The organism is Streptomyces sp. NPDC012825, assembly GCF_042900925.1.
Classification (GTDB): Bacteria; Actinomycetota; Actinomycetes; order Streptomycetales; family Streptomycetaceae; genus Streptomyces.
Window position 1 is genome coordinate 307,020 of sequence record NZ_JBIBBZ010000005.1, and the last position, 19,672, is coordinate 326,691.

The following is a 19,672-nucleotide window of genomic DNA, read 5'->3' on the forward strand; positions in this document are numbered from 1 at the left end:
CCCCGGAACAAAAAGTACGACTTTTATGTCACAGTCTCTTGAATACGTCGTACCCAATGGGTTTCATGAGCGCGACGGACAACGGAATCGATGTCGAAGAAGACAGCGAGGCACCCATGAGCAGCACTCCCCAGGCCCCTCCCGTCGTCGTCGTGATGGGCGTCTCTGGGACCGGCAAGACCACCATCGGTCCGCTGGTCGCCGAGGCCCTCGGCCTCCCCTACGCCGAGGGCGACGACTTCCACCCGCCGGCGAACGTCGCCAAGATGTCGGCCGGCGTCCCGCTGGACGACGAGGACCGGGGGCCCTGGCTCGACGCCATCGGGGAGTGGGCGCACGGCCGGGCCGGGCTCGGCGGCGTGGTGAGCAGTTCCGCGCTGAAGCGGGCGTACCGGGACCGGCTGCGTGCCGCCGCTCCCGGCGTCGTCTTCCTGCATCTGACCGGCGACCGGGAGCTCATCGAGGGCCGGATGGCCGCGCGCAAGGGGCACTTCATGCCGACGGCGCTGCTCGATTCCCAGTTCGCCACCCTGGAACCGCTCCAGGACGACGAGGCCGGCGTCGCCGTCGACGTGTCCGGCACCCCCGAGGAGATCACCGCCCGCGCCGTCGCCGCACTGTGCGGCCGGGCCGGCTGACCCCTCCGCCCCTTCTTTCTTCTCTCCTGCCCGTACGAAGGACACCACCGTGACCAGTCTCAGCGTCGAGATCCTGGCAGCGGACGCCGCCGAACCGATCACCTCGGCGGGCAACGCCCAGCTCGGGATCGCCGTGCTCGCCGGCATCGCCGTCATCGTCCTGCTCATCACCAAGTTCAAGCTGCACGCGTTCCTGGCGCTGACCATCGGGTCGCTCGCGCTCGGCGCGTTCGCGGGCGCGCCGCTCGCGGACACCATCAAGTCCTTCACCACCGGCCTCGGCGCCACCGTCGCCGGCGTGGGCGTGCTGATCGCCCTCGGCGCCATCCTCGGCAAGCTGCTCGCGGACTCCGGCGGCGCCGACCAGATCGTCGACACGATCCTGGCGAGGGCGAGCGGCCGGGCCATGCCCTGGGCGATGGTGCTCATCGCCTCCGTGATCGGCCTGCCGCTCTTCTTCGAGGTCGGCATCGTGCTGCTGATCCCGGTCGTGCTGCTCGTCGCCAAGCGCGGCAACTACTCCCTGATGCGGATCGGCATCCCGGCCCTCGCCGGCCTCTCCGTGATGCACGGGCTCATCCCGCCGCACCCCGGCCCGCTCGTCGCGATCGACGCCGTCGGCGCCAACCTGGGCGTCACCCTCGCCCTCGGCCTCGTCGTCGCGATCCCGACCGTGATCATCGCCGGTCCGGTCTTCTCCCGGTACGCGGCCCGCTGGGTGGACATCAAGGTCCCCGAGAACATGCTGAGTTCCCTTGACGGGGCGACGCGGCCCTCCGAGGACCTGGAGAAGCGTCCCGGCTTCGGCGTGACCGTCGCGACCGTGCTGCTCCCGGTCGTCCTGATGCTGGTGAAGGCGCTCGTCGACATCGTCGTGGACGACCCCGAGAACGGCGTCCAGAAGGTCACCGACGTCATCGGCTCGCCGCTGATCGCGCTGCTCGCCGCCGTCATAGTGGCGCTCTTCACCCTGGGCCGGGCGGCCGGCTTCACCAAGGAGCGGCTGTCCTCGACCGTCGAGAAGTCCCTCGCCCCGATCGCGGGCGTCCTGATGATCGTCGGCGCGGGCGGCGGCTTCAAGCAGACCCTGATCGACATCGGCGTCGGCCGGATGATCCTGGACTTCTCCAAGAGCTGGTCCATCCCGGCCCTGCTGCTCGCCTGGCTGATCGCGGTCGCGATCCGGCTCGCGACGGGTTCGGCGACGGTGGCGACGATCTCGGCGGCGGGGCTCGTGGCTCCGCTGGCGGAGGGCATGTCGACGGGCGAGACGGCGCTGCTCGTGCTCGCGATCGGTGCCGGTTCGCTCTTCTTCAGCCATGTCAACGATGCCGGGTTCTGGCTGGTGAAGGAGTACTTCGGCATGAGCGTCGGCCAGACGATCAAGACCTGGTCGGTGATGGAGACGATCATCTCGGTCGTGGGCATCGTGTTCGTGCTGCTGCTGTCGTTGGTGCTGTAGCGGCGGAGGAATCCACCGGTGAGGGCCGGTCGTGGCTGACAGACTGTCGCCATGACCGGCCCTCACGCGCTCAAGCCCTTCCTTCTCGCCTTCCCCGGCCCCCTGCGGGACCGGCTCGTCGCGGCGGTCCTCTCCGGCGAGAAGACCGCCACGACGGGGCTCCTCCTGGAGTACGAGGCCGAGCGGGAGGAGCTGCCCGAGGTCGGCGAACGGTCGGCGGTCATCGACTCGGACGGCCGCGAGGTGGCGGTCGTGGAGATCACGGAGGTCCATGTCCTGCCCCTGCGCGACGCGGACCTCCGCCTCGCACTCGCCGAGGGCGAGGGGTACCGGTCGGTCGCGGAGTGGCGCGCGGGCCACGAGACCTTCTGGCACGGCGAGGAGATGCGGGAGGCGCTGGGGGACCCGGGGTTCGTGGTGGACGGGGACACGATGTTGGTCGTGGAGTGGTTCCGGGTGGTGGAGGTGTTTCAGGGGACCTGAGGGGCGAGGACGGCGAGGAGGCGGTTCGCGAGGTCGCGGATCGTCTGCTGATCGCTTCCGGCCGCCCGCCGGAGAACGGGGACGAGGGCGGGATCGTCGCGCCGGAGATCGGCGAGGATGCGGAGGGCCGCGTACCGGACTTCCGCATCGGGGTCGTGTTCGAAGCGGTCCCGCGCCAGGACCGTGAGCGCGGAGTCGCTGTGGTACTCCAGGAGGCTCTGCAGGGCCGAGAGCCGTACGCCGGATTGCTCATCGCGCACCGCGAGGTCGCGGATGAGGCACACCGCCTCGGGGATGCCTCCGTACACGACCAGCAGATGAGCAAGGGCCGAGTGCCGCGGCCCCCTGTCGGGGTGTGTACGGGCGTGTTCGACAACCAGATCGTACGCGCCCTCGGGGTCCAGGTCCACGAGCCACGTCAGAGCCCGTTCCTGGACCATCGGGCTCGGGTCGTTCCGTGCCCGGTCGCGAAGGGAGCCCCGGATCGCCGCGGCGTCCTCGCCGTGTTGCACGAAGAGGCGTAGGGCGTTCGCACGGACCTGGTGGGACTCGTCGTGTGCCAGCCGGTGGAGGAACAGCTCCGTCAGGGCCTCCTCCTGGATGCCCGTCTCGGCCAGGCAGCGGAGGGCGGCTTCGCGCACGTTGGGGTCCTCGTGGCCGGACAGGTGGCACAGGCGTGTGTGCGTATCCGGGTCATCGGATCCGATCTCCCCCACTGCGTCGATTGCGGCCGCCATCGCCTCGGGGCTCTCGTCGCTCCTCATCCGCTCCTGGACGAAAGCACGGACTGCGGGCTCGTCGCCGGTCCTCGTCACCACCGCGGACAGCGCCGCGGCGCGGACCCCGGGATCGGTGTCCGTCAGCACGTCCCGCAGAAGCTCCATCGCCCCTGTTCCATCGTCGGCGTACAGGGCGAGCACGCGCATGGCCTGGCCGCGCAGAGGTGAGCCAGGGCGGCGGACAAGGCCGTCGAGCAAGGCGCGGGCCCCGGGAGTGACGGCTTGGCGTCGCTGCAGGTAGTCGAGTGCCCACCCCCGCATCTTTTCGGCCTCGTCGGCCAGTTGCTCGACGGCGAAGTCGACCATTCGATCGGAGGCGGCCTTGTCTTCGTACACCAGATACCGCTGGAACCACGACCGTACGTGGTCGCTGGGGTCGTGCCGTACGCAGTGCTCCACCAACTCCTGTGCCACCGGCCCGTGGCCCGCCTCGTGCAGGAGCAGGTCCGCCGCGGCGATCCTCATCAGAGGACGGTCCCCGTTTCTTGCCGTCTCGGTGAGGAGTTCGAAGCGTGGCAGCTCCCCTCTGCCGCGGAGGAACAGGAGAATCTTCACGGCGAGCCGATCCGTGGAGTTGTCCGCCAGCGCTCGTACCTCGCCGGACTGCCGACGGCTCCACCGCTCGTACCACCGCAGGTAGTCGTCCCGGCCCGCCCAGTCCGCGCCTAGTGCCATCAGGGCCGGTCCCAGACTCTCCACATGCGGAAAGGGGAAGAAATAGCTTCTTTCCAGCGCCCAGGCGAATTCGAACAGCTGGGTAATCCGCTCCACCATGGCCGTGCTCTGCGGAGCCAGTGCCCCGATGCGGCGGACCTCCGCCAGGCACCGTGCGACGAAGGCCACCTCGACGAAGGGCGTGTCGTCACCCTTCCCGAAGGGGGCCGCGACCTCGCGCGCCCCCAGCAACCGGTCGATCACCCCCGCCACGAACCGTTCGTCCAGCAGTCCCACCAGCAACAGCAGGATCTCGTGCCACGTCGGGTCGTGGACCTTGTCCGCGAAGAGGTCCTGGAGGTCCGTCTCCGAGAGGCTGCGTTCCTGGTTGAAGCGGTGGGCCAGGTCCGTCGCCGCCAGGTACTCCAGGAAGGTGCGGTGGACGAAGCCGTAGATCTCGCCGCCGTAGCGGCTGAGGATGAAGTTGCGGTGGCGGAACTGGTCAAGCATCACGCGGGCCGCCGTCGCCGCGCGGTCCGGTGGGAGGGCGTAGCGGTCCCTCAGGTACTCCTCGAAGCTCTTCAGGAGGTCCGGGCCCGCTATGTGGTTGCCGGAGATGCCGCCGTGGCCTTCCTGCATCTGGCGGGCGATGAGGCGCAGGAGTTCACGCTTGTCCTCGGGGCCCAAGTACGGCAGGTGTTCCTCGACCTGGCGGTCCTTGAGGTACTTGCTGGGGTCCCAGTGCTCCACCAGGACGTCGACCGCGTGCTCGTACACCGTGCGCCGGTCGCGCGGGAGTTCGCGGCGGCGGCCGATGATGGCGAGGATCGTGAGGATCAGCGGATTGCCCGCGAGTTCGCGGACCGAGGTGGAGGCGTCCACGGCCGTCGTGACGCGTTCGATCAGTTTCCGGGCCCGGGTCGGGTCGTCGGGGCACGCGAGCGAGAACCACTGCTCCGCGAACGCGCCGATCTGCTCCCGGTCCAGGTCCTGGAGCATGAAGTTGGTGAAGCCGGCGCCGTCCAGGACGGCCCGCTGGTAGCCGTAGCCGCGTGAGGTGACGACGATCCGGGTCCGGGGGTGGCGGGCGGCGAAGCCCGCGACGCGGCGGGCGACCGCGTCCCTGACGTCCTTCTCGAAGAGTTCGTCCAGGCCGTCGAAGACCACGAGGGCCGTGTACGGGCCCTCACCGGACAGGAGGGCGATCAGCGTCTCCGGCGGGAGGCCCAGGCCCTCCGTCTCGTACTGGTGGGCCAGGAAGTCCTCGAAGGTCCGCTCGCGCCAGGCGGGCTGCGCGTACTCCCGGAGTTCGACGATCAGAGGAAGGCTGCCTCGCAGGGCATGGAGACCCGCGGAAGGTTCGGGGGCCGTGAGGACGAGAGCCAGGTAGCGGGCCAGGGTGGACTTGCCCGAGCCCGGGTTGCCGAGCAGGACGACGCGGTCGTGCTCCGGCGTGCCCAGGACGTCGAGTACGGGCAGCGGCGGCCGCTCCCGGTACGCGCGGCGGACGCGGTCGACCGTCTCCCGGTCGATGCCGGGCGGCAGGTCGTGCAGCTCCGCCTCGGCCGGGTCCATCAGGCGGCGGAGAAGCTCCTGGGGCAGTTCCACGGGCGGCGGGTCGGCGCGTACCGACTGGGGGACGAAGACGTCCCGCAGGTGGAGGACCGGGTGTTCGTCCTGTTCGCGGAGCGGGGTGAGGACCTCCAGGTCCAGGCGGCCGTAGCGCTGGCGGACGCGGGCCGCGTACCGCTCGCGGGCCGCCTCGAACTCCGGCGGGGCGGGCGGGGCCTGCCGCTGCCCCACGACGACGGTGACGTTTCCCCCGACCCGGTCGATCTGGGTGATCGGGCCGTCCGTCGCCACCCCCGCCACCGACTGGGACGCTTTGCGGCGCTTGAAGAAGCGCCTCACGGGTTCGCCGTCGGCGGTTCGACGCGGACCGAGCCGCCCACCCCGTCGATCTGGTGCAGGTCCCCCGCCGTACGGGCCCCGTGGGCCGATTGCGTTCCGCCGCCCTGGCCCTCGGCAGGAGCGGCCGTGGGCGGGGCGACCGTACCGCCCACGGCCCTGATGACGACGTCGCCCGTGACGTTCCTGACCTGGTGCAGGGAGCCGCCGGTGGCCGCGTGGTCCGCCGACTGCCGGGAGCCCCGCGCGAAGAGGCCCACCAGGGTGAGGCCGAACCCCGCCGCCGTGAAGAACAGGCTCAGGACGCTGCTCCACTTGTCCGCCGCGTCCAGGCCCTGGAGGACGAGGAAGGTCGCCAGGCCGCCCATGGCCAGGACCGCTCCGACTGTCGTGAAAACCAAGCGCTTTGTCACACCGTCATCTTGCCCCGGTACGGGACCCCGCGTCAGCCCACCGCCCTCGCCGCCGCCCGCCCCGCCGCGCGGCCCGAGAAGACGCAGCCGCCGAGGAAGGTGCCTTCGAGGGAGCGGTAGCCGTGGACGCCTCCGCCGCCGAAGCCGGCCGCCTCGCCCGCCGCGTACACGCCCTCCAGCGGTTCGCCGCCCTCCGTCAGGACGCGGGAGTCGAGGTCGGTCTCCAGGCCGCCGAGGGACTTGCGGGTGAGGATGTTGAGGCGCACGGCGATCAGCGGGCCCGCGCCGGGGTCGAGGATGCGGTGCGGGGTCGCCGTGCGGATGAGCCTGTCGCCCAGGTACTTGCGGGCCCCCCGGATCGCGGTGACCTGGAGGTCCTTGGTGAAGGGGTTGGCGATCCCGCGGTCGCGGGCGGTGATCTCGCGGCGCAGGGCGGCCTCGTCGATCAGCGGCTCGTCGGTGAGCGCGTTCATGCCCCGGACCAGGGCGGAGAGGTCCTTCTCGACGACGAAGTCGACGCCCTTGTCCATGAAGGCCCGGACGGGACCGGGCACGTCCGCCCGCGCGCGCCCGATGACGTCGCGGACCGACTTGCCGGTCAGGTCGGGGTTCTGCTCGGAGCCCGAGAGGGCGAACTCCTTGCCGATGATCTTCTTGTCGAGGACGAACCAGGTGTGGTCGTACCCGGTCCGCGTGATGTGTTCGAGGGTGCCGAGGGTGTCGAAGCCGGGGAAGAGCGGCACGGGCAGGCGCTTGCCGGTGGCGTCGAGCCAGAGGGAGGACGGGCCGGGCAGGATGCGGATGCCGTGGCGGGCCCAGACGGGGTTCCAGTTCTCGATGCCCTCGGTGTAGTGCCACATCCGGTCGCGGTTGATGTGGCTGGCGCCGGCCTTCTCGGCGATGCCGAGCATGAGGCCGTCGACGTGCGCGGGGACGCCGGAGAGCAGCTTGGCGGGCGGGGTGCCCAGGCGGGCGGGCCACTGGGCGCGCACGAGGTCGTGGTTGCCGCCGATGCCGCCGGAGGTGACGATCACGGCCTGGGCGCGCAGGGCGAAGGAGCCGGTGGTCTCGCGGCCGCTGGCGGTGCCGCGCGGGACGGTGGAGGGTTCCAGGATCTCGCCGGTGACGGTGTCGACGGCTCCGGCGGTGCGGCCGAGGCCGGTGACGCGGTGGCGGAAGCGGAGGTGGACGAGGCCTCGGGCGACGCCCTCGCGGACCTTCCGCTCGAAGGGGGCGACGAGGCCGGGGCCCGTGCCCCAGGTGATGTGGAAACGGGGGACGGAGTTGCCGTGCCCGGTGGCGTCGTAGCCGCCGCGCTCGGCCCAGCCGACGACGGGGAAGAAGCGCACCCCGCGCGCGTGGAGCCAGGCGCGCTTCTCGCCGGCCGCGAAGTCGACGTACGCCTCGGCCCACTTCCTCGGCCAGTGGTCCTCGGTGCGGTCGAAGCCGGCGGTGCCGTGCCAGTCCTGGAGGGCGAGGGCCTGGCTGTCCTTGACGCGCATCCGGCGCTGTTCGGGCGAGTCGACCAGGAAGAGGCCGCCGAAGGACCAGTGGGCCTGGCCGCCGAGGGACTGCTCGGGCTCCTGGTCGAGGAGGATCACGGTGCGGCCGGCGTCGACCAGCTCGGCGGTGGCGACGAGGCCGGCGAGGCCGGCCCCGATGACGATCACGTCAGCGTCGTAGGACATGGACCGCATCTTGGATACACCGGTGTATCCAGTCAACCGTTCGAGCCCCTTCCCGGACCCTGGAGCCCTTCTCGCTTTTTAATGCTCAGCATTAATATGGTCGTATGGCCAGGACATCGGGTCCCGAGACCCGGGAGAAACTGATCCGCGCGGCGGAGGAGCTCTTCGCCGCCCAGGGCGTCCACGGAGCGCAGCTGCGGGACGTCGTGGCCCGCGCCGGGCAGGCGAACCCCTCCGCCGTGCAGTACCACTTCGGCTCGCGCGCCGGGCTGCTCGACGCCGTGATGGCCGGGCGCCAGGCCCGTACGGAAGCGGTCCTCGCGCCGCTCCTGGAGAGTGTGGACAGTGGAAGCGCGGACGGTGATCTGAAGGGGCTGGTCACGGCGCTCGTCACCGCCGAGGCCAGTGAGCTGCGCACCGAGCGGGGCCGGCGCTGCCTGCGGATCTCCGCGCAGCTCAGCCACGAGAGCGGGGTCCGCGCCCGCACGCCCCACCCCACGCTCGCCGGCACCGGCTACTGGCGCCTGATCGAGCGGATCGCGGACCGCCTCGCCGCCACCGGGCTGCCCGAGCCACTGCTCCTGGAGCGGCTCGACCTGGCGCTGACCGTGGTCGGCGCGGCCCTGGCGGACCGGGCCCGGCAGTACCTCGACGGCACCGAGCCCCTCACCGGCGAGGCGCTCTTCCTCGCCGATCTCGCCCAGACCACCACCGCCCTGCTGCGCGCCCCCCGGCCGGAGCCGGCGGACCACCGAAAGGATCCCTCATGAACGACCTCACCGGCAGGACCGTCGTCATCACCGGCGGCGCCCGGGGCCTGGGCGCCGAGGCCGCCCGGCAGGCCGTGGCCGCCGGAGCGAACGTCGTGATCACCGACGTCCTGGACGAGGAGGGGCGGGCCACCGCCGAGGAGCTCGGCGAGCGGGCACGGTTCCTCCACCACGACGTGACCTCCGAGGAGGAGTGGGCGGCGGCCGTCGCGTACGCGGTGGCGGAGTTCGGCGGGCTGCACGGCCTGGTGAACAACGCCGGCGTGTCCACCGGCACCCTCCTGGAGACCGAGTCCGTCGAGCACTTCCGCAAGGTCCTCGACATCAACCTCACCGGCGTCTTCATCGGCATGAAGGCCGTGATCCCCGCGATGCGGGAGGCGGGCGGCGGCTCGATCGTCAACGTCTCCTCGGCCGCCGGCCTGATGGGTCTGGCGCTGACGGCCGGTTACGGCGCCTCCAAGTGGGGCGTGCGCGGCCTGACGAAGATCGGCGCGGTGGAGCTCGGCACGGCGCGGATCCGCGTCAACTCCGTCCACCCGGGCATGACGTACACCCCGATGACGGCCTCCGTCGGCATCGAGCGCGGCGAGGGCAAGTACCCGAACACCCCGATGGGCCGGGTCGGCGAGGCCGGTGAGATCGCGGGCGCGGTCGTCTTCCTGCTCTCGGACGCCGCCTCGTACGTGACGGGCGCCGAGCTGGCGGTGGACGGCGGCTGGACGACCGGTCCGACGGTCAAGTACGTCATGGGGCAGTGAGACCGGGCGGTTCCCCGCGCGGCTTTGCTTGGATGGCGGCATGAGTTCCGCCGAAGAGATTCTCGACGTCGTCGACGAGCAGGACCGGGTGATCGGACGGGCCCCGCGCGGTGAGGTGTACGCGCGGGGCCTGATCCACCGCTGCGTGTTCATCCGCGCCCGGGACGCCGACGGCAGGGTCTTCGTCCACCGCAGGACGCCGACGAAGCTGGTCTTCCCCTCGATGTACGACATGTTCGTCGGCGGTGTCGTCGGTGCGGGCGAGTCCTACGACGAGGCCGCGCTGCGCGAGGCCGAGGAGGAGCTGGGGGTGCGGGGCCTCCCCCGCCCCGAGCCGGTGCTGCGCTTCCTGTACGACTCCGGGGGCGTGGCCGGGAAGTGGTGGTCGGCCGTGTACGAGGTCCGCTGCGAGCTGCCGGTGGACCCGCAGGCCGAGGAGGTCGCCTGGCACGCCTTCCTGACGGAGGACGAGCTGGCCGCGCGGCTCGGCGAGTGGGAGTGGGTGCCGGACGGGCTCGCCGCGTACGAGCGGCTGCGGGCGCACGAGACGGAGGGGCGGGGCTGACACCCCCCAGGGGTGTCCTGTCACGGGCCCCGGCGCGCCGGGCGGTCCGATGATCAGGCCGTTAGGGTGCACGTGTGAGCGATTTCGTGCAGAGTCTGCGGCTCTGGTTCGCGCCGCAGCGGATCCGGGACGAGGGGGACACCCCCGACTACCGCTTCTCCCTCGCCAACGAACGGACCTTCCTCGCCTGGATCCGGACCGCGCTCGCCCTGGTCGGCGGCGGCTTCGCCGTCGACCAGTTCCTGCCGGACCTGCGGTGGGGAGTGCGGGTCGGACTCGCGCTCGCGCTGCTCGCGTCCGGGGTGCTGTGCGCCCTGCGCGCGGTCAACCACTGGATGCGGTGCGAGCGGGCGATGCGGCGCGGCGAGGACCTGCCGGTGTCCCGGTTCCCGGCGGTCCTCGGCCTGGCGGTGGCCGTGGTGGCGCTCGCGATGGTGGTGGTCGTGCTCTTCGGCTGGGCCGGGTAGTGGCGGTGCCCCAGGACGGAGACGGAGCCGGCTCGGTGGTGACCCGGGACCCCGGGCTCCAGCCGGAGCGGACCCGGCTCGCCTGGCGGCGCACCACGCTCTCCTGCACGGTCGTGGCGGTGCTCGCCGTGAAGCTGGCCGTCCAGGGCGAGGCCGCGCCCGGGGGGCTCGCCGCGCTCGCCCTCTCCGCCCTCGCGTGGGTCCTGTTCCTGGCGGTGGCCCACCGCCGGATCCGCTCCCTGGACGCGGTCCGGCCGCGCCCGCTCACCCACCGGGGCGCACTGCTCGCCGCCGCGTGCACGATCGGGTTCGCCTTCTTCGGGGCGGCGCTGATCTGGTGAGGTCGGTGGAGCCGCGATACGGGGCCACTGGGCGGGTCCGGCACGGGGACACCGGGCGAGTCCAGTACGGGGACACGGAACGGGCCCGGCACAGGGACACTGGGCGGGCCCGGCACGGGGACACGAACGCGGCGGAAATCCCGTAGGGGGACACGGGCGTGGTGAGCCTTCCGAACCAGGACGAGCCGGGCACATCGGACTAGCCTGGGAAGGTCAGCAGTTCCCTCACAGAGGCCATGTGATGACCGTTCTCCACCACGAACACCCCACGCACGCCCACGCCCACGGTCCGGACTGCGGCCACCGGGCGGTGGCCCACGGAGACCATGTCGACTACGCGCACGACGGGCACCTGCACCGCGAGCACTCGGGCCACTGGGACGAGTGCGAGCCGGCCGGTCACGTCTCCCACGAGGCCCACGCGCACGAGCACGGGCCCGACTGCGGCCACCAGGCGGTGACGCACGGCGACCACGTCGACTACGTGCACGACGGACACCGGCACGCGGTGCACGACGGGCACTGGGACGACCACTGATCCGGTGAACGACCCGCCCCCTCCTTCCCCCGGACCGGGGCCGACCGGCATTCTTCCCCCCTGTCAGGTCCGGCTCTCATCCGGGGGAATCCCTTGCCTTCCACCGACCCCTACGTGGTCACCCTCGCCCCGCGCGTCCACGCCTTCGTCCAGCCCGACGGAGGCTGGTGCCTGAACAACGCCGGTTTCCTCGGCGACGCGGACGAGTCGCTGCTCGTCGACACCGCCGCCACCGAACGGCGGGCCCTGCTGCTGCGCGACGCGGTCCTCGCCGAGGGGCTCGCGCCGCCCCGGACCGTCGTCTCCACCCACCACCACGGGGACCACACCTACGGGAACGGGGTGTTCGCCCCCGAGGCGCGGATCGTGGGGCACGAGAACTGCCGGGCCGAGCAGTTGGCGGCCGGGCACCAGCTCCATCTGATCTGGCCGCGGACCGACTTCGGCCGGGTCGAGATCCTGCCGCCGTCCGTCACGTACACCGACCGGCTGACGCTGCACGTCGGCGGGATCGAGGTGCGGGTGATCCACCCGGGTGCCGCGCACACCACGGGCGACTCGATCGTGCACCTCCCGGAGCAGGGGGTGGTCTTCACGGGCGACCTGGTCTTCCACGGCGGGACGCCGTTCCTGCCGATGGGGTCGCTCGCCGGTTCGCTGCGCGCGCTCGCCCTGCTGCGCGCGCTCGACGCGCCGACGGTGGTGCCGGGCCACGGGCGGGTGACCGACCCCTCCGCGTACGACGCGACGGAGCGGTACCTGCTGTGGGTGCGGGAGCTGGCCGCCGAGGGGTACGCGAAGGGGGAGGCGCCCCTGGAGACGGCGCGGCGGGCGGAGCTCGGCGAGTTCGCCGCGTGGCGGGAGAGCGAGCGACTGGTGGCCAATCTGCACCGGGCCCACGCGGAGCTGGCGGGCCTGCCGGAGGGGCATCCGCTGGACCCGGCGACGGTGTTCGGCGACATGGCCGCGATGAACGGCGGGGTGCCGGTGGCCTGCCACGCCTGAGCCGCCCGGGGGCGCGTGCCGAGGACGGCCTCCCGGCACGCGCGCCCGTGGAGGGCGGCGGACACCCCTCTGGACGACATACCGACTGGTCGGTCATCATGAGGGCCGACCGCAGCCGATCCGGAGGTACGCCCGATGAGCTCCGCCCCTGACCCGCAGCCCACGACGCGGGAGGTACCCCCACCGGGTCTCGACCCCGAGCGGCTGCGCGACCTCCTCGACCGCGAGCGGCCCGGCCTGGTGGCCGGACCCCTCGAAGCCCGGCTGATCGAGGGCGGGCGGTCGAACCTGACGTACGCGGTGACCGACGGCACCGCCGCCGGCCGCTGGGTCGTGCGCAGGCCCCCGCTCGGCCACGTCCTGGCCACCGCCCACGACATGCGGCGCGAGCACCGGGTGATCAGCGCCCTGCACGCGACGGACGTGCCCGTCCCCGGGACGGTCCTGCTCTGCGAGGACGAGTCGGTGCTCGGCGCGCCGTTCTACGTCATGGAGTTCGTCGAGGGGACGCCGTACCGCTCGGCCCGCGAGCTCGCCCCGCTGGGCCCCGAGCGCACCCGCGCCGCCGTCCTCGGCCTGGTCGACACCCTCGTCACCCTGCACGCCGTGGACCCGGCCGCCGTCGGGCTCGGTGACTTCGGGCGCCCCGACGGCTTCCTCGACCGGCAGCTGCGGCGCTGGGGCAAGCAGCTCGACGCCTCGCGGGGCCGCGAGCTGCCCGGCATCGACGAGCTGCACGCCGCCCTCGGCCGGGCGCTGCCCGCCTCTCCCCCGCCCACCGTGATCCACGGCGACTACCGGCTCGACAACGTCCTCGTCGGCCCCGACGACCGGATCCGGGCCGTCCTGGACTGGGAGATGTCCACGCTCGGCGACCCGCTCACCGACCTCGGCCTCCTCGTCATGTACAGCACCCCGCTGGACCTGCCGAACTCCCCCATCTCCACGACCGCCACGGCTCCCGGCCACCCGAGCGCCGCCGAGCTGGTCGAGCGCTACGCGGCCCGCTCGGGCCGCGACACCTCCGCCCTCTCCTGGTACACGGCCTTCGCCTGGTTCAAGCTCGCCGTGATCCTGGAGGGCATCCACTACCGCTACACCCTCGGCCAGACGGTCGGCGCCGGCTTCGACCGCATCGGCGAACTCGTCCCCGTCTTCATCGCACACGGCCTGACCACCCTTCAGGAGGGCTGAACCCCATGGACTTCGCCTACGACGCGCGCACCGAGGAGCTCCGCGCGAAGCTGCTCGCCTTCATGGACGGGCACGTCTACCCGGCCGAGGCCGTCGCCGAGGAGCAGCGGGCCCTGCTCGCCTCCCCGTGGGACACCCCGGCGGTGGTCGAGGAGCTGAAGGCCGAGGCCAAGCGGCAGGGCCTGTGGAACCTCTTCCTGCCCGATGCCGAGTACGGGGCGGGGCTGACGAACCTCCAGTACGCGCCGCTCGCCGAGATCACCGGCCGCAGCCCGCAGCTGGCCCCGACCGCCCTCAACTGCGCCGCCCCGGACACCGGGAACATGGAGCTGCTCGCCCAGTTCGGCGACGAGGCGCAGAGGAAGCGGTGGCTGGAGCCGCTCCTGGCGGGTGAGATCCGCTCGGCGTTCGCGATGACCGAGCCCGAGGTCGCCTCCTCCGACGCCACCAACATCGAGACCCGGATCCGGCGGGACGGCGACTCGTACGTGGTCGACGGGCGCAAGTGGTACATCTCCGGGGCGATGAACCCGGACTGCGAGATCTTCATCGTCATGGGCAAGACCGACCCCGACGGCGCCGACCCCCGCCGCCAGCAGTCGATGATCCTGGTGCCGCGCGACACCCCGGGCGTCGAGGTGCGGCGCGCGATGAAGGTGTACGGGTACGAGGACCACTACCACGGCGGCCACGCCGAGGTGCTCTTCGACGGCGTGCGCGTCCCGGCCGCGAACCTCGTCGGCGAGGAGGGCGGCGGCTTCGCCATCGCCCAGGCCCGGCTCGGCCCCGGCCGCATCCACCACTGCATGCGGCTGATCGGCATGGCCGAGCGGGCCGTGGAGCTGATGTGCCGGCGCGCGGTCTCCCGTACCGCCTTCGGCAAGGCGCTCGCCCAGCAGGGCGTCGTGCAGAACTGGATCGCGGACGCCCGGGTCACCATCGAGCAGTTGCGGCTGCTGGTCCTCAAGACGGCGTGGCTCATGGACACCGTCGGCAACCGGGGCGCGCACACCGAGATCCAGGCCATCAAGATCGCGACGCCGCGCGCGGTGGTCGACATCATCGACAAGGCCGTGCAGGCGCACGGCGCGGGCGGGGTGTCGCAGGACTTCCCGCTGGCCGAGCTGTGGGCGGCGGCGCGGACGCTGAAGCTGGCGGACGGGCCGGACGAGGTGCACCAGCGGTCCCTGGCGCGCCGGGAGCTGAAGAAGTACCTGTAGGAGTGCCCGTGGGGCCGCACCCCGGGGCGGGTGCGGTCAGGGGCGCAGGGCCCGGAGCAGGAGGCCGGCGAGGTGACCGGCGACCTGCTCGGGGCTGAGGGGGCCGTCCGGGCGGTACCAGGTGGACAGGTGGTGCACGGAGCCGAAGTGGTAGTCGACCACCAGGTCGGCGGGGGTCGCGGAGGAGAACACCCCGGCCTTCTGGCCCTCCTCGATCAGGGCCCGGAACCGCTCGTGGTAGCGGCGGCGCTCGGCCCTCACCCGCTTGTTCTTCTCCGGGCTCAGGTGGTGCATGGAGCGGAAGAAGATCGAGGCGTCGTCCAGGTTCTCGATGGTGGTGACGACGACGTCGGCGGCGGCGTCGCGCAGCCGCTCCTCCACGGGCGCGTCGGCGTCGGCGAAGGCGTCGAGCCGCTCCTGCTGGAGGCGCAGGACCCGGGAGTAGACCTCCTGGAGGAGGTCCTCCTTGGAGCCGAAGTAGTGGTAGAGGGCGCCCTTGGTGACCCCGGCGGCCTCCACGATCTCCTGGACGGAGGTGCGGTCGTAGCCCTGCTCCGCGAAGAGCCGGGTGGCGGCGGCGAGGAGCCTCTGGGGGACGGGGGCGCCGTTCCCTTCCGTCGTCCTGGCCATGCTCCGCCGCCTTCCTTCGTGCTTCCTCGGTGATCGTTTTCGGTCCGGGGAACGCGTTCCCGCCGGTAGATCTTCCCATTCGCCGGGTACTACGACCGACCGGCGCCCGTCTCCCAGGTCCGCTGGACGTGGTTCATGGTGCCGAGCCAGCGCTCGGGGTCGGTGGCCCGGTTGCGGTAGTAGCCGGCGACCTCGGGGTGGGGCAGGACGAGGAAGCGGCCGGCGCCGATGGCGTCGATCAGGGCGTCCGCGACGTCCTCGGGCTCGATGGCGGTGGGGGCGAGGACCAGCTCGCCCGCACTTCCGGCGGCGGTGAGCATGTCCGTACGGACGCCCTGCGGGCAGATGGCGTGCACGGAGAGGCCGCGGTGCCGGTAGGTGAGGGAGAGCCACTCGGCAAAGGCGTACGCGCCGTGCTTGGAGACGCTGTACGGCGCGGCGCCGATCATGGTGAGGAGCCCGGCGGCGGAGACGGTGGAGACGAAGCGGCCGCCGCCGCGCTCCAGCCACTCCGGGAGCAGGGCGCGGGCCGCGCGGACGTGGGCCATGACGTTGACGTCCCAGGCGGCGGCCCAGACGTCCTCGTCGGCGAAGGCGTCGCCGGGCGAGGAGAGGCCGGCGTTGGCGCACCAGACGTCGACGGTGCCGCCGAGGGCCTCGCGGGCCTCGGCGACGACGGCGGAGGCGTCGCCGGGGACGGCGACGGCGCCGATCCCGGCGGCGACGGACTCGGCGCGCTCGGCGTCCAGGTCGTTGACGACGACGCGGGCGCCCTCGGCGGCGAAGCGGCGGGCGAGGGCGGCGCCGATGCCGCCGCCCGCGCCGGTGACGACGACGCCGGCGCCCCGGAGGTCCGTCCCCGCCCTCGTACCCGTACCTGTGTCCGCGCCCGTGCCCGTGTCCGCGTCCATGTCTGGACCCACCTCTCCGCGACTCTCCGGTTTCCCGGTCCCTCCGGCCCGTCCGGCTCCCCCGGGACGTCGGCCCCGGGCCGACGACTCCGGCAGACTAACCGGTCGGTATGCGAGGAGGGAAGGGTCGGCGGCCGGGGGACGGCCTCCGCACGCCTCGTTCCCCCGGGCGGCCGGGAGCGCTAGCGTGCGTGCCCATGTCATGTGCCCCGCTCGGGGCCGCGATCGAGGAGGTTCGCGCATGGGTCTGTCGCGACGGGGTCTGCTGGCCGCCGGAGGCGCCCTGGGGGCGGCGGTGGCGACCGCGCACCCCGCCACCGCCGGGACGCCGGGCCGGGAGACGGGGGCTCCGGGGCGGGAGACCGGGCGGCGCCGGGTGCGGACCGGCTTCGAGCGGCTCGCGGCGGACGGGTACGCGGCGCTCGACGGGCAGCGGGTCGGCGTCGTCACCAACCCGACCGGCGTGACCCCCGACGCCCGGCACCTCGTGGACGTGATGCACGCCGACGAACGGGTGGACCTGATCGCCGTCTTCGGCCCCGAGCACGGCTTCCGGGGCACGGCCCAGGCGGGCGGCTCGGAGGGCCGGTACGACGACCCGGCGACCGGACTGCCCGTCTACGACACGTACCTGAGGAGCGGACGGCCGCTCGCGGACGTCTTCACGGCCTCCGGGGTGGACACGGTCGTCTTCGACGTCCAGGACGCCGGCGCGCGCTTCTACACCTACATCTGGACGCTGTACGACTGCATGGAGGCCGCCGCCCTCGCCGGGAAGCGGTTCGTGGTCCTGGACCGGCCGAACCCGGTGACCGGGCGCGCGGCGCTCGGGCCCGTCCTGGACCGGGCGTTCGCCACCTTCGTCGGGCGCGAGCCGATCGCGCAGGCGCACGGCATGACGGTGGCCGAGCTGGCGCTGCTCTTCAACGGGGAGTTCCTGGCCGCGCCCGTCGCCCTGGAGACCGTGCGGATGACGGGGTGGCGACGGACGGACTTCTTCGACTCCACGGGGCTGCCCTGGGTGCCGCCGAGCCCGAACATGCCGACGCCGGAGACCGCGCTCGTCTACTCCGGCACCTGCCTCTTCGAGGGCACGAACCTCTCCGAGGGCCGGGGCACCACCCGTCCCTTCGAACTCCTCGGCGCCGAGGGGATCGACCGCCGGTGGGCGGAGGCGGCGAACGCGCTCGGCCTGCCCGGGGTCCGCTTCCGCGAGGCCTACTTCGCGCCGACCTTCTCCAAGTTCCAGGGGAGGACGGTGGGCGGGGTGCAGCTGCACGTCCACGACCGGGAGGCCTTCGACCCGGTACGGACCGGGATCGCGCTCCTGGTCACCGCCCGCCGCTCCTGGCCCGGCTTCGCCTGGCGGCCGGACAACTGGATCGACAGGCTGACCGGCTCGACCCGGGTGCGGACCCTGATCGACGCGGGCGCGGACACGGACGAGGTCGTCGGCGCCTGGCAGACGGACCTGGCGGCCTTCCGGGCGGTACGGAGGGAGTACCTGCTCTATCGCTGAGGGCCGCCCGGGGAAAGGGAGTTGACCCCCGTGTCCCGAGGGGGCGGGCGGAACGTCCCCGTGGCGTCCGCCGAGCCGCGCCGAACTCCCGTCGCGAACGGCCCGGGTCCCGCCGGTGCGGACGATCCGCGCCGGGGGGCGATCGGGCACGGCGGGGCGCGGGCGGTGCCGGGGACGGTGGCGCGGAGTCCGGCGGCGGTCCTGCGCACGGGGGTGCCGGGGGCGGGGTGCGTGAACGTGGACACCGCGGAGGTGGTCCGCTCGCACGACGACCTCTGCCGCCCGGAGCCGGCCCGGGTGGTGGCGGCGTCGGGGACGGGCCGCCGGACGTAGTGGTTCCGCTCCGTCCCACGGGCCTCTTCCGTCCCGCTGATGGCTGCCATCCGCATTTCGATGGAACACAGACGGCTTCCCGTTCGTCCCTCTGATACCGCGGAAGGACCAGCGACGGAGGTGGCGGGAGATGGCCGGTTTCCGGAGTCTCGCGAGACAGGTGCGCGATCCGGGGTGCGACACGGCACTGCGCAGGTACTCCCTGCGCAAGTGTCTGGAGCGGTTCGCCCCGTACGGGCACCGTGCGACCTGGGACCATCTGTGCCGCAGGCACAGGTTCGGCCCCGAGGACCGGGAGCTCGACCCGGGGCGGCTCGTGGCGGCGCTCGACGAGTTGGAGGAGGCGCGGGCCGTGTGGCTCGCGTACGAGGAGGAGTTCGCCGCCCGGCGGCGGCGCGAGAAGCACGAGGGGCTGCGCCGGCTCGGCGCGGTCGACGACTGGCACCGGCGGGTCTGGGGCGGCAACGGCGTGGTCCGGTGCGGCGATCCCGAGACGCATCCGTCGGACCCGCTGCCGGAGGTGCTGCGGCGGCTGATCACGGCCCTGGAGCGCGGCCCGGGCGAGGCGTGCCCGGTGTGCGCGGGGCCCCGGATCGAGTGGGCGGGGCCCGGCGACCGGTACGAGCCGTGGCACGGCCCGGTGTGCGCCGACTGCGGCGTGGGCGTCCCCCGGACGGTGCTCACCTCGACCGCCCTGGCCCGGGCGCGGTCCGACCGGGGCCACCACCGGCTGGCGTCGGCGGCGTGACCCGGCGGGGCGCCCGGGGCGGGGCCGGAACTCCCTGACGCGCGGCGCGCGGGAGGGAGTTCCGGCCCCGCCCTAGGTGTTCTCGCCCTCCGCCGGGGCCGGGCGGCGTACCGGGAGGAGGCGGGAGCCCGCCATCCGCTCGCCGAAGACGTCGTCGGGGTTGGACAGGACGCAGGTCTCCAGGGACAGGCAGCCGCAGCCGATGCAGTCCGTCAGGTGGTCGCGGAGGCGGCCGAGCTGCTGGATGCGCGCGTCGAGTTCGGTGCGCCAGGCCGCCGAGAGGCGGGCCCAGTCCTCGTTGGTGGGCGTGCGCTCCTCGGGGAGCCGGGCGAGCGCCTCGCGGATGGTGGCCAGGGGGATCCCGACCCGCTGCGCGGCACGGACGAAGGCGACCCGGCGGAGGGTGTCGCGGCCGTAGCGGCGCTGGTTCCCACTGGTCCGGCGGCTCCTGATGAGCCCCTTGGCCTCGTAGAAGTGCAGGGCGGAGACGGCGGCCCCGCTGCGGGCGGAGAGCTGGCCGACGGTGAGCTCGTGGATCTTCTCTGGAATCTGCGGCACCCGGCGACCCTACGGGAACCGCCCCGCCGTCCGGCCGGGCGTTGACAGCGGACCCTCCGCACCACAAGCTGAGCAAGCGCTTGGACA

General features: G+C 72.8%; 20 protein-coding genes. 14 read left to right on the top strand and 6 right to left on the bottom strand.

Annotation, left to right across the window (positions count from 1 at the left end):
* The first annotated feature begins 116 nt into the window (after nucleotides 1-116).
* From ACFY7E_RS14980 to ACFY7E_RS14990, 3 genes are read left to right on the top strand one after another with little or no spacing between them, the layout of a single operon-like run.
* Nucleotides 117-638 carry a gluconokinase gene (locus tag ACFY7E_RS14980; protein WP_389484710.1) on the top strand — a complete coding sequence of 174 codons (522 nt, stop codon included), beginning with the start codon at nucleotides 117-119 and terminating at the stop codon, nucleotides 636-638.
* A 49-nt stretch (nucleotides 639-687) separates the two neighbouring features.
* Entirely contained in the window at nucleotides 688-2,100 is a 1,413-nt protein-coding gene (locus ACFY7E_RS14985; RefSeq protein ID WP_389484712.1) for a GntP family permease, read from the top strand.
* Between the two features lie 51 nt (nucleotides 2,101-2,151).
* Complete coding sequence (locus tag ACFY7E_RS14990; RefSeq protein WP_389484714.1) at nucleotides 2,152-2,583, top strand: ASCH domain-containing protein; 432 nt, start codon at nucleotides 2,152-2,154, stop codon at nucleotides 2,581-2,583.
* Here the strand turns inward: ACFY7E_RS14990 and ACFY7E_RS14995 are convergent.
* Genes ACFY7E_RS14995 through ACFY7E_RS15005 form a run of 3 tightly spaced genes read right to left on the bottom strand, consistent with a single transcriptional unit; the run spans nucleotide 2,571 to nucleotide 8,025 of the window.
* The gene (locus tag ACFY7E_RS14995) at nucleotides 2,571-5,927 is read right to left on the bottom strand and encodes a HEAT repeat domain-containing protein (RefSeq protein ID WP_389484716.1); all 3,357 of its coding nucleotides are present in this window, start codon (nucleotides 5,925-5,927) and stop codon (nucleotides 2,571-2,573) included. The genes ACFY7E_RS14990 and ACFY7E_RS14995 overlap by 13 nt on opposite strands.
* The gene (locus ACFY7E_RS15000) at nucleotides 5,924-6,325 is read right to left on the bottom strand and encodes a hypothetical protein (RefSeq protein WP_389484718.1); all 402 of its coding nucleotides are present in this window, start codon (nucleotides 6,323-6,325) and stop codon (nucleotides 5,924-5,926) included. Before ACFY7E_RS15000 ends, ACFY7E_RS14995 begins: the two co-directional genes overlap by 4 nt.
* A 44-nt stretch (nucleotides 6,326-6,369) precedes the next feature.
* Entirely contained in the window at nucleotides 6,370-8,025 is a 1,656-nt protein-coding gene (locus ACFY7E_RS15005; RefSeq protein ID WP_389484721.1) for an FAD-binding dehydrogenase, read from the bottom strand.
* A 104-nt stretch (nucleotides 8,026-8,129) separates the two neighbouring features.
* On the opposite strand from ACFY7E_RS15005, the gene ACFY7E_RS15010 reads away from it, so the two are divergent.
* The 9 genes from ACFY7E_RS15010 to ACFY7E_RS15050 all read left to right on the top strand — a co-directional run bounded on the left by ACFY7E_RS15010 (nucleotide 8,130) and on the right by ACFY7E_RS15050 (nucleotide 14,886).
* Nucleotides 8,130-8,795, top strand: coding sequence for a TetR/AcrR family transcriptional regulator (locus ACFY7E_RS15010; protein WP_389484724.1), 666 nt, complete (start codon nucleotides 8,130-8,132; stop codon nucleotides 8,793-8,795).
* Nucleotides 8,792-9,556: a glucose 1-dehydrogenase gene (locus ACFY7E_RS15015; protein ID WP_389484727.1), complete on the top strand. Its 765-nt coding sequence runs from the start codon at nucleotides 8,792-8,794 to the stop codon at nucleotides 9,554-9,556. The genes ACFY7E_RS15010 and ACFY7E_RS15015 overlap by 4 nt, the downstream gene beginning before the upstream one ends.
* Nucleotides 9,557-9,596: 40 nt before the next feature.
* The gene (locus ACFY7E_RS15020; protein WP_389484730.1) at nucleotides 9,597-10,121 is read left to right on the top strand and encodes an NUDIX domain-containing protein; all 525 of its coding nucleotides are present in this window, start codon (nucleotides 9,597-9,599) and stop codon (nucleotides 10,119-10,121) included.
* 74 nt (nucleotides 10,122-10,195) lie between these two features.
* Entirely contained in the window at nucleotides 10,196-10,588 is a 393-nt protein-coding gene (locus ACFY7E_RS15025) for a YidH family protein (protein WP_389484732.1), read from the top strand.
* Nucleotides 10,589-10,593: 5 nt separating this feature from the next.
* On the top strand, nucleotides 10,594-10,929 hold the full coding sequence (locus ACFY7E_RS15030) for a DUF202 domain-containing protein (protein WP_389484734.1): 336 nt from the start codon (nucleotides 10,594-10,596) through the stop codon (nucleotides 10,927-10,929).
* Nucleotides 10,930-11,170: 241 nt separating this feature from the next.
* A complete protein-coding gene (locus ACFY7E_RS15035) occupies nucleotides 11,171-11,467 on the top strand; it encodes a hypothetical protein (protein ID WP_389484737.1) in 297 nt (98 codons plus the stop codon).
* 93 nt (nucleotides 11,468-11,560) lie between these two features.
* Entirely contained in the window at nucleotides 11,561-12,472 is a 912-nt protein-coding gene (locus tag ACFY7E_RS15040) for an MBL fold metallo-hydrolase (protein WP_389484740.1), read from the top strand.
* Between the two features lie 135 nt (nucleotides 12,473-12,607).
* Entirely contained in the window at nucleotides 12,608-13,666 is a 1,059-nt protein-coding gene (locus ACFY7E_RS15045) for a phosphotransferase family protein (RefSeq protein WP_389484743.1), read from the top strand.
* A 5-nt stretch (nucleotides 13,667-13,671) separates the two neighbouring features.
* A complete protein-coding gene (locus ACFY7E_RS15050) occupies nucleotides 13,672-14,886 on the top strand; it encodes an acyl-CoA dehydrogenase family protein (protein ID WP_389484746.1) in 1,215 nt (404 codons plus the stop codon).
* 36 nt (nucleotides 14,887-14,922) lie between these two features.
* On the opposite strand, the gene ACFY7E_RS15055 is transcribed toward ACFY7E_RS15050, so the two are convergent.
* A complete protein-coding gene (locus tag ACFY7E_RS15055) occupies nucleotides 14,923-15,516 on the bottom strand; it encodes a TetR/AcrR family transcriptional regulator (RefSeq protein WP_389484749.1) in 594 nt (197 codons plus the stop codon).
* Between the two features lie 89 nt (nucleotides 15,517-15,605).
* On the bottom strand, nucleotides 15,606-16,427 hold the full coding sequence (locus tag ACFY7E_RS15060) for an SDR family oxidoreductase (RefSeq protein ID WP_389484751.1): 822 nt from the start codon (nucleotides 16,425-16,427) through the stop codon (nucleotides 15,606-15,608).
* Between the two features lie 241 nt (nucleotides 16,428-16,668).
* Between ACFY7E_RS15060 and ACFY7E_RS15065 the strand changes: the two genes are divergently transcribed.
* Both ACFY7E_RS15065 and ACFY7E_RS15070 read left to right on the top strand, forming a co-directional pair.
* Nucleotides 16,669-17,946, top strand: a complete 1,278-nt coding sequence (locus tag ACFY7E_RS15065) for an exo-beta-N-acetylmuramidase NamZ domain-containing protein (protein ID WP_389484754.1) — start codon at nucleotides 16,669-16,671, stop codon at nucleotides 17,944-17,946.
* Nucleotides 17,947-18,409: 463 nt separating this feature from the next.
* On the top strand, nucleotides 18,410-19,027 hold the full coding sequence (locus ACFY7E_RS15070; protein ID WP_389484757.1) for a hypothetical protein: 618 nt from the start codon (nucleotides 18,410-18,412) through the stop codon (nucleotides 19,025-19,027).
* A gap of 72 nt (nucleotides 19,028-19,099) precedes the next feature.
* Here ACFY7E_RS15070 and soxR read toward each other — a convergent pair whose 3' ends face one another.
* The gene (gene soxR, locus ACFY7E_RS15075) at nucleotides 19,100-19,585 is read right to left on the bottom strand and encodes a redox-sensitive transcriptional activator SoxR (RefSeq protein WP_389484759.1); all 486 of its coding nucleotides are present in this window, start codon (nucleotides 19,583-19,585) and stop codon (nucleotides 19,100-19,102) included.
* Between the last annotated feature and the right edge of the window lie 87 nt (nucleotides 19,586-19,672).

Bases quoted from the DNA above. Each gene is read 5' to 3' on its own strand.
- ACFY7E_RS14980 (WP_389484710.1), top strand. From the start codon at position 117: ATGAGCAGCACTCCCCAGGCCCCTCCCGTCGTCGTCGTGATGGGCGTC.
- ACFY7E_RS14990 (WP_389484714.1), top strand. From the start codon at position 2,152: ATGACCGGCCCTCACGCGCTCAAGCCCTTCCTTCTCGCCTTCCCCGGC.
- ACFY7E_RS15005 (WP_389484721.1), bottom strand. From the start codon at position 8,025: ATGTCCTACGACGCTGACGTGATCGTCATCGGGGCCGGCCTCGCCGGC.
- ACFY7E_RS15010 (WP_389484724.1), top strand. From the start codon at position 8,130: ATGGCCAGGACATCGGGTCCCGAGACCCGGGAGAAACTGATCCGCGCG.
- ACFY7E_RS15015 (WP_389484727.1), top strand. From the start codon at position 8,792: ATGAACGACCTCACCGGCAGGACCGTCGTCATCACCGGCGGCGCCCGG.
- ACFY7E_RS15020 (WP_389484730.1), top strand. From the start codon at position 9,597: ATGAGTTCCGCCGAAGAGATTCTCGACGTCGTCGACGAGCAGGACCGG.
- ACFY7E_RS15035 (WP_389484737.1), top strand. From the start codon at position 11,171: ATGACCGTTCTCCACCACGAACACCCCACGCACGCCCACGCCCACGGT.
- ACFY7E_RS15045 (WP_389484743.1), top strand. From the start codon at position 12,608: ATGAGCTCCGCCCCTGACCCGCAGCCCACGACGCGGGAGGTACCCCCA.
- ACFY7E_RS15050 (WP_389484746.1), top strand. From the start codon at position 13,672: ATGGACTTCGCCTACGACGCGCGCACCGAGGAGCTCCGCGCGAAGCTG.
- ACFY7E_RS15055 (WP_389484749.1), bottom strand. From the start codon at position 15,516: ATGGCCAGGACGACGGAAGGGAACGGCGCCCCCGTCCCCCAGAGGCTC.
- ACFY7E_RS15060 (WP_389484751.1), bottom strand. From the start codon at position 16,427: ATGGACGCGGACACGGGCACGGGCGCGGACACAGGTACGGGTACGAGG.
- ACFY7E_RS15065 (WP_389484754.1), top strand. From the start codon at position 16,669: ATGGGTCTGTCGCGACGGGGTCTGCTGGCCGCCGGAGGCGCCCTGGGG.
- ACFY7E_RS15070 (WP_389484757.1), top strand. From the start codon at position 18,410: ATGGCCGGTTTCCGGAGTCTCGCGAGACAGGTGCGCGATCCGGGGTGC.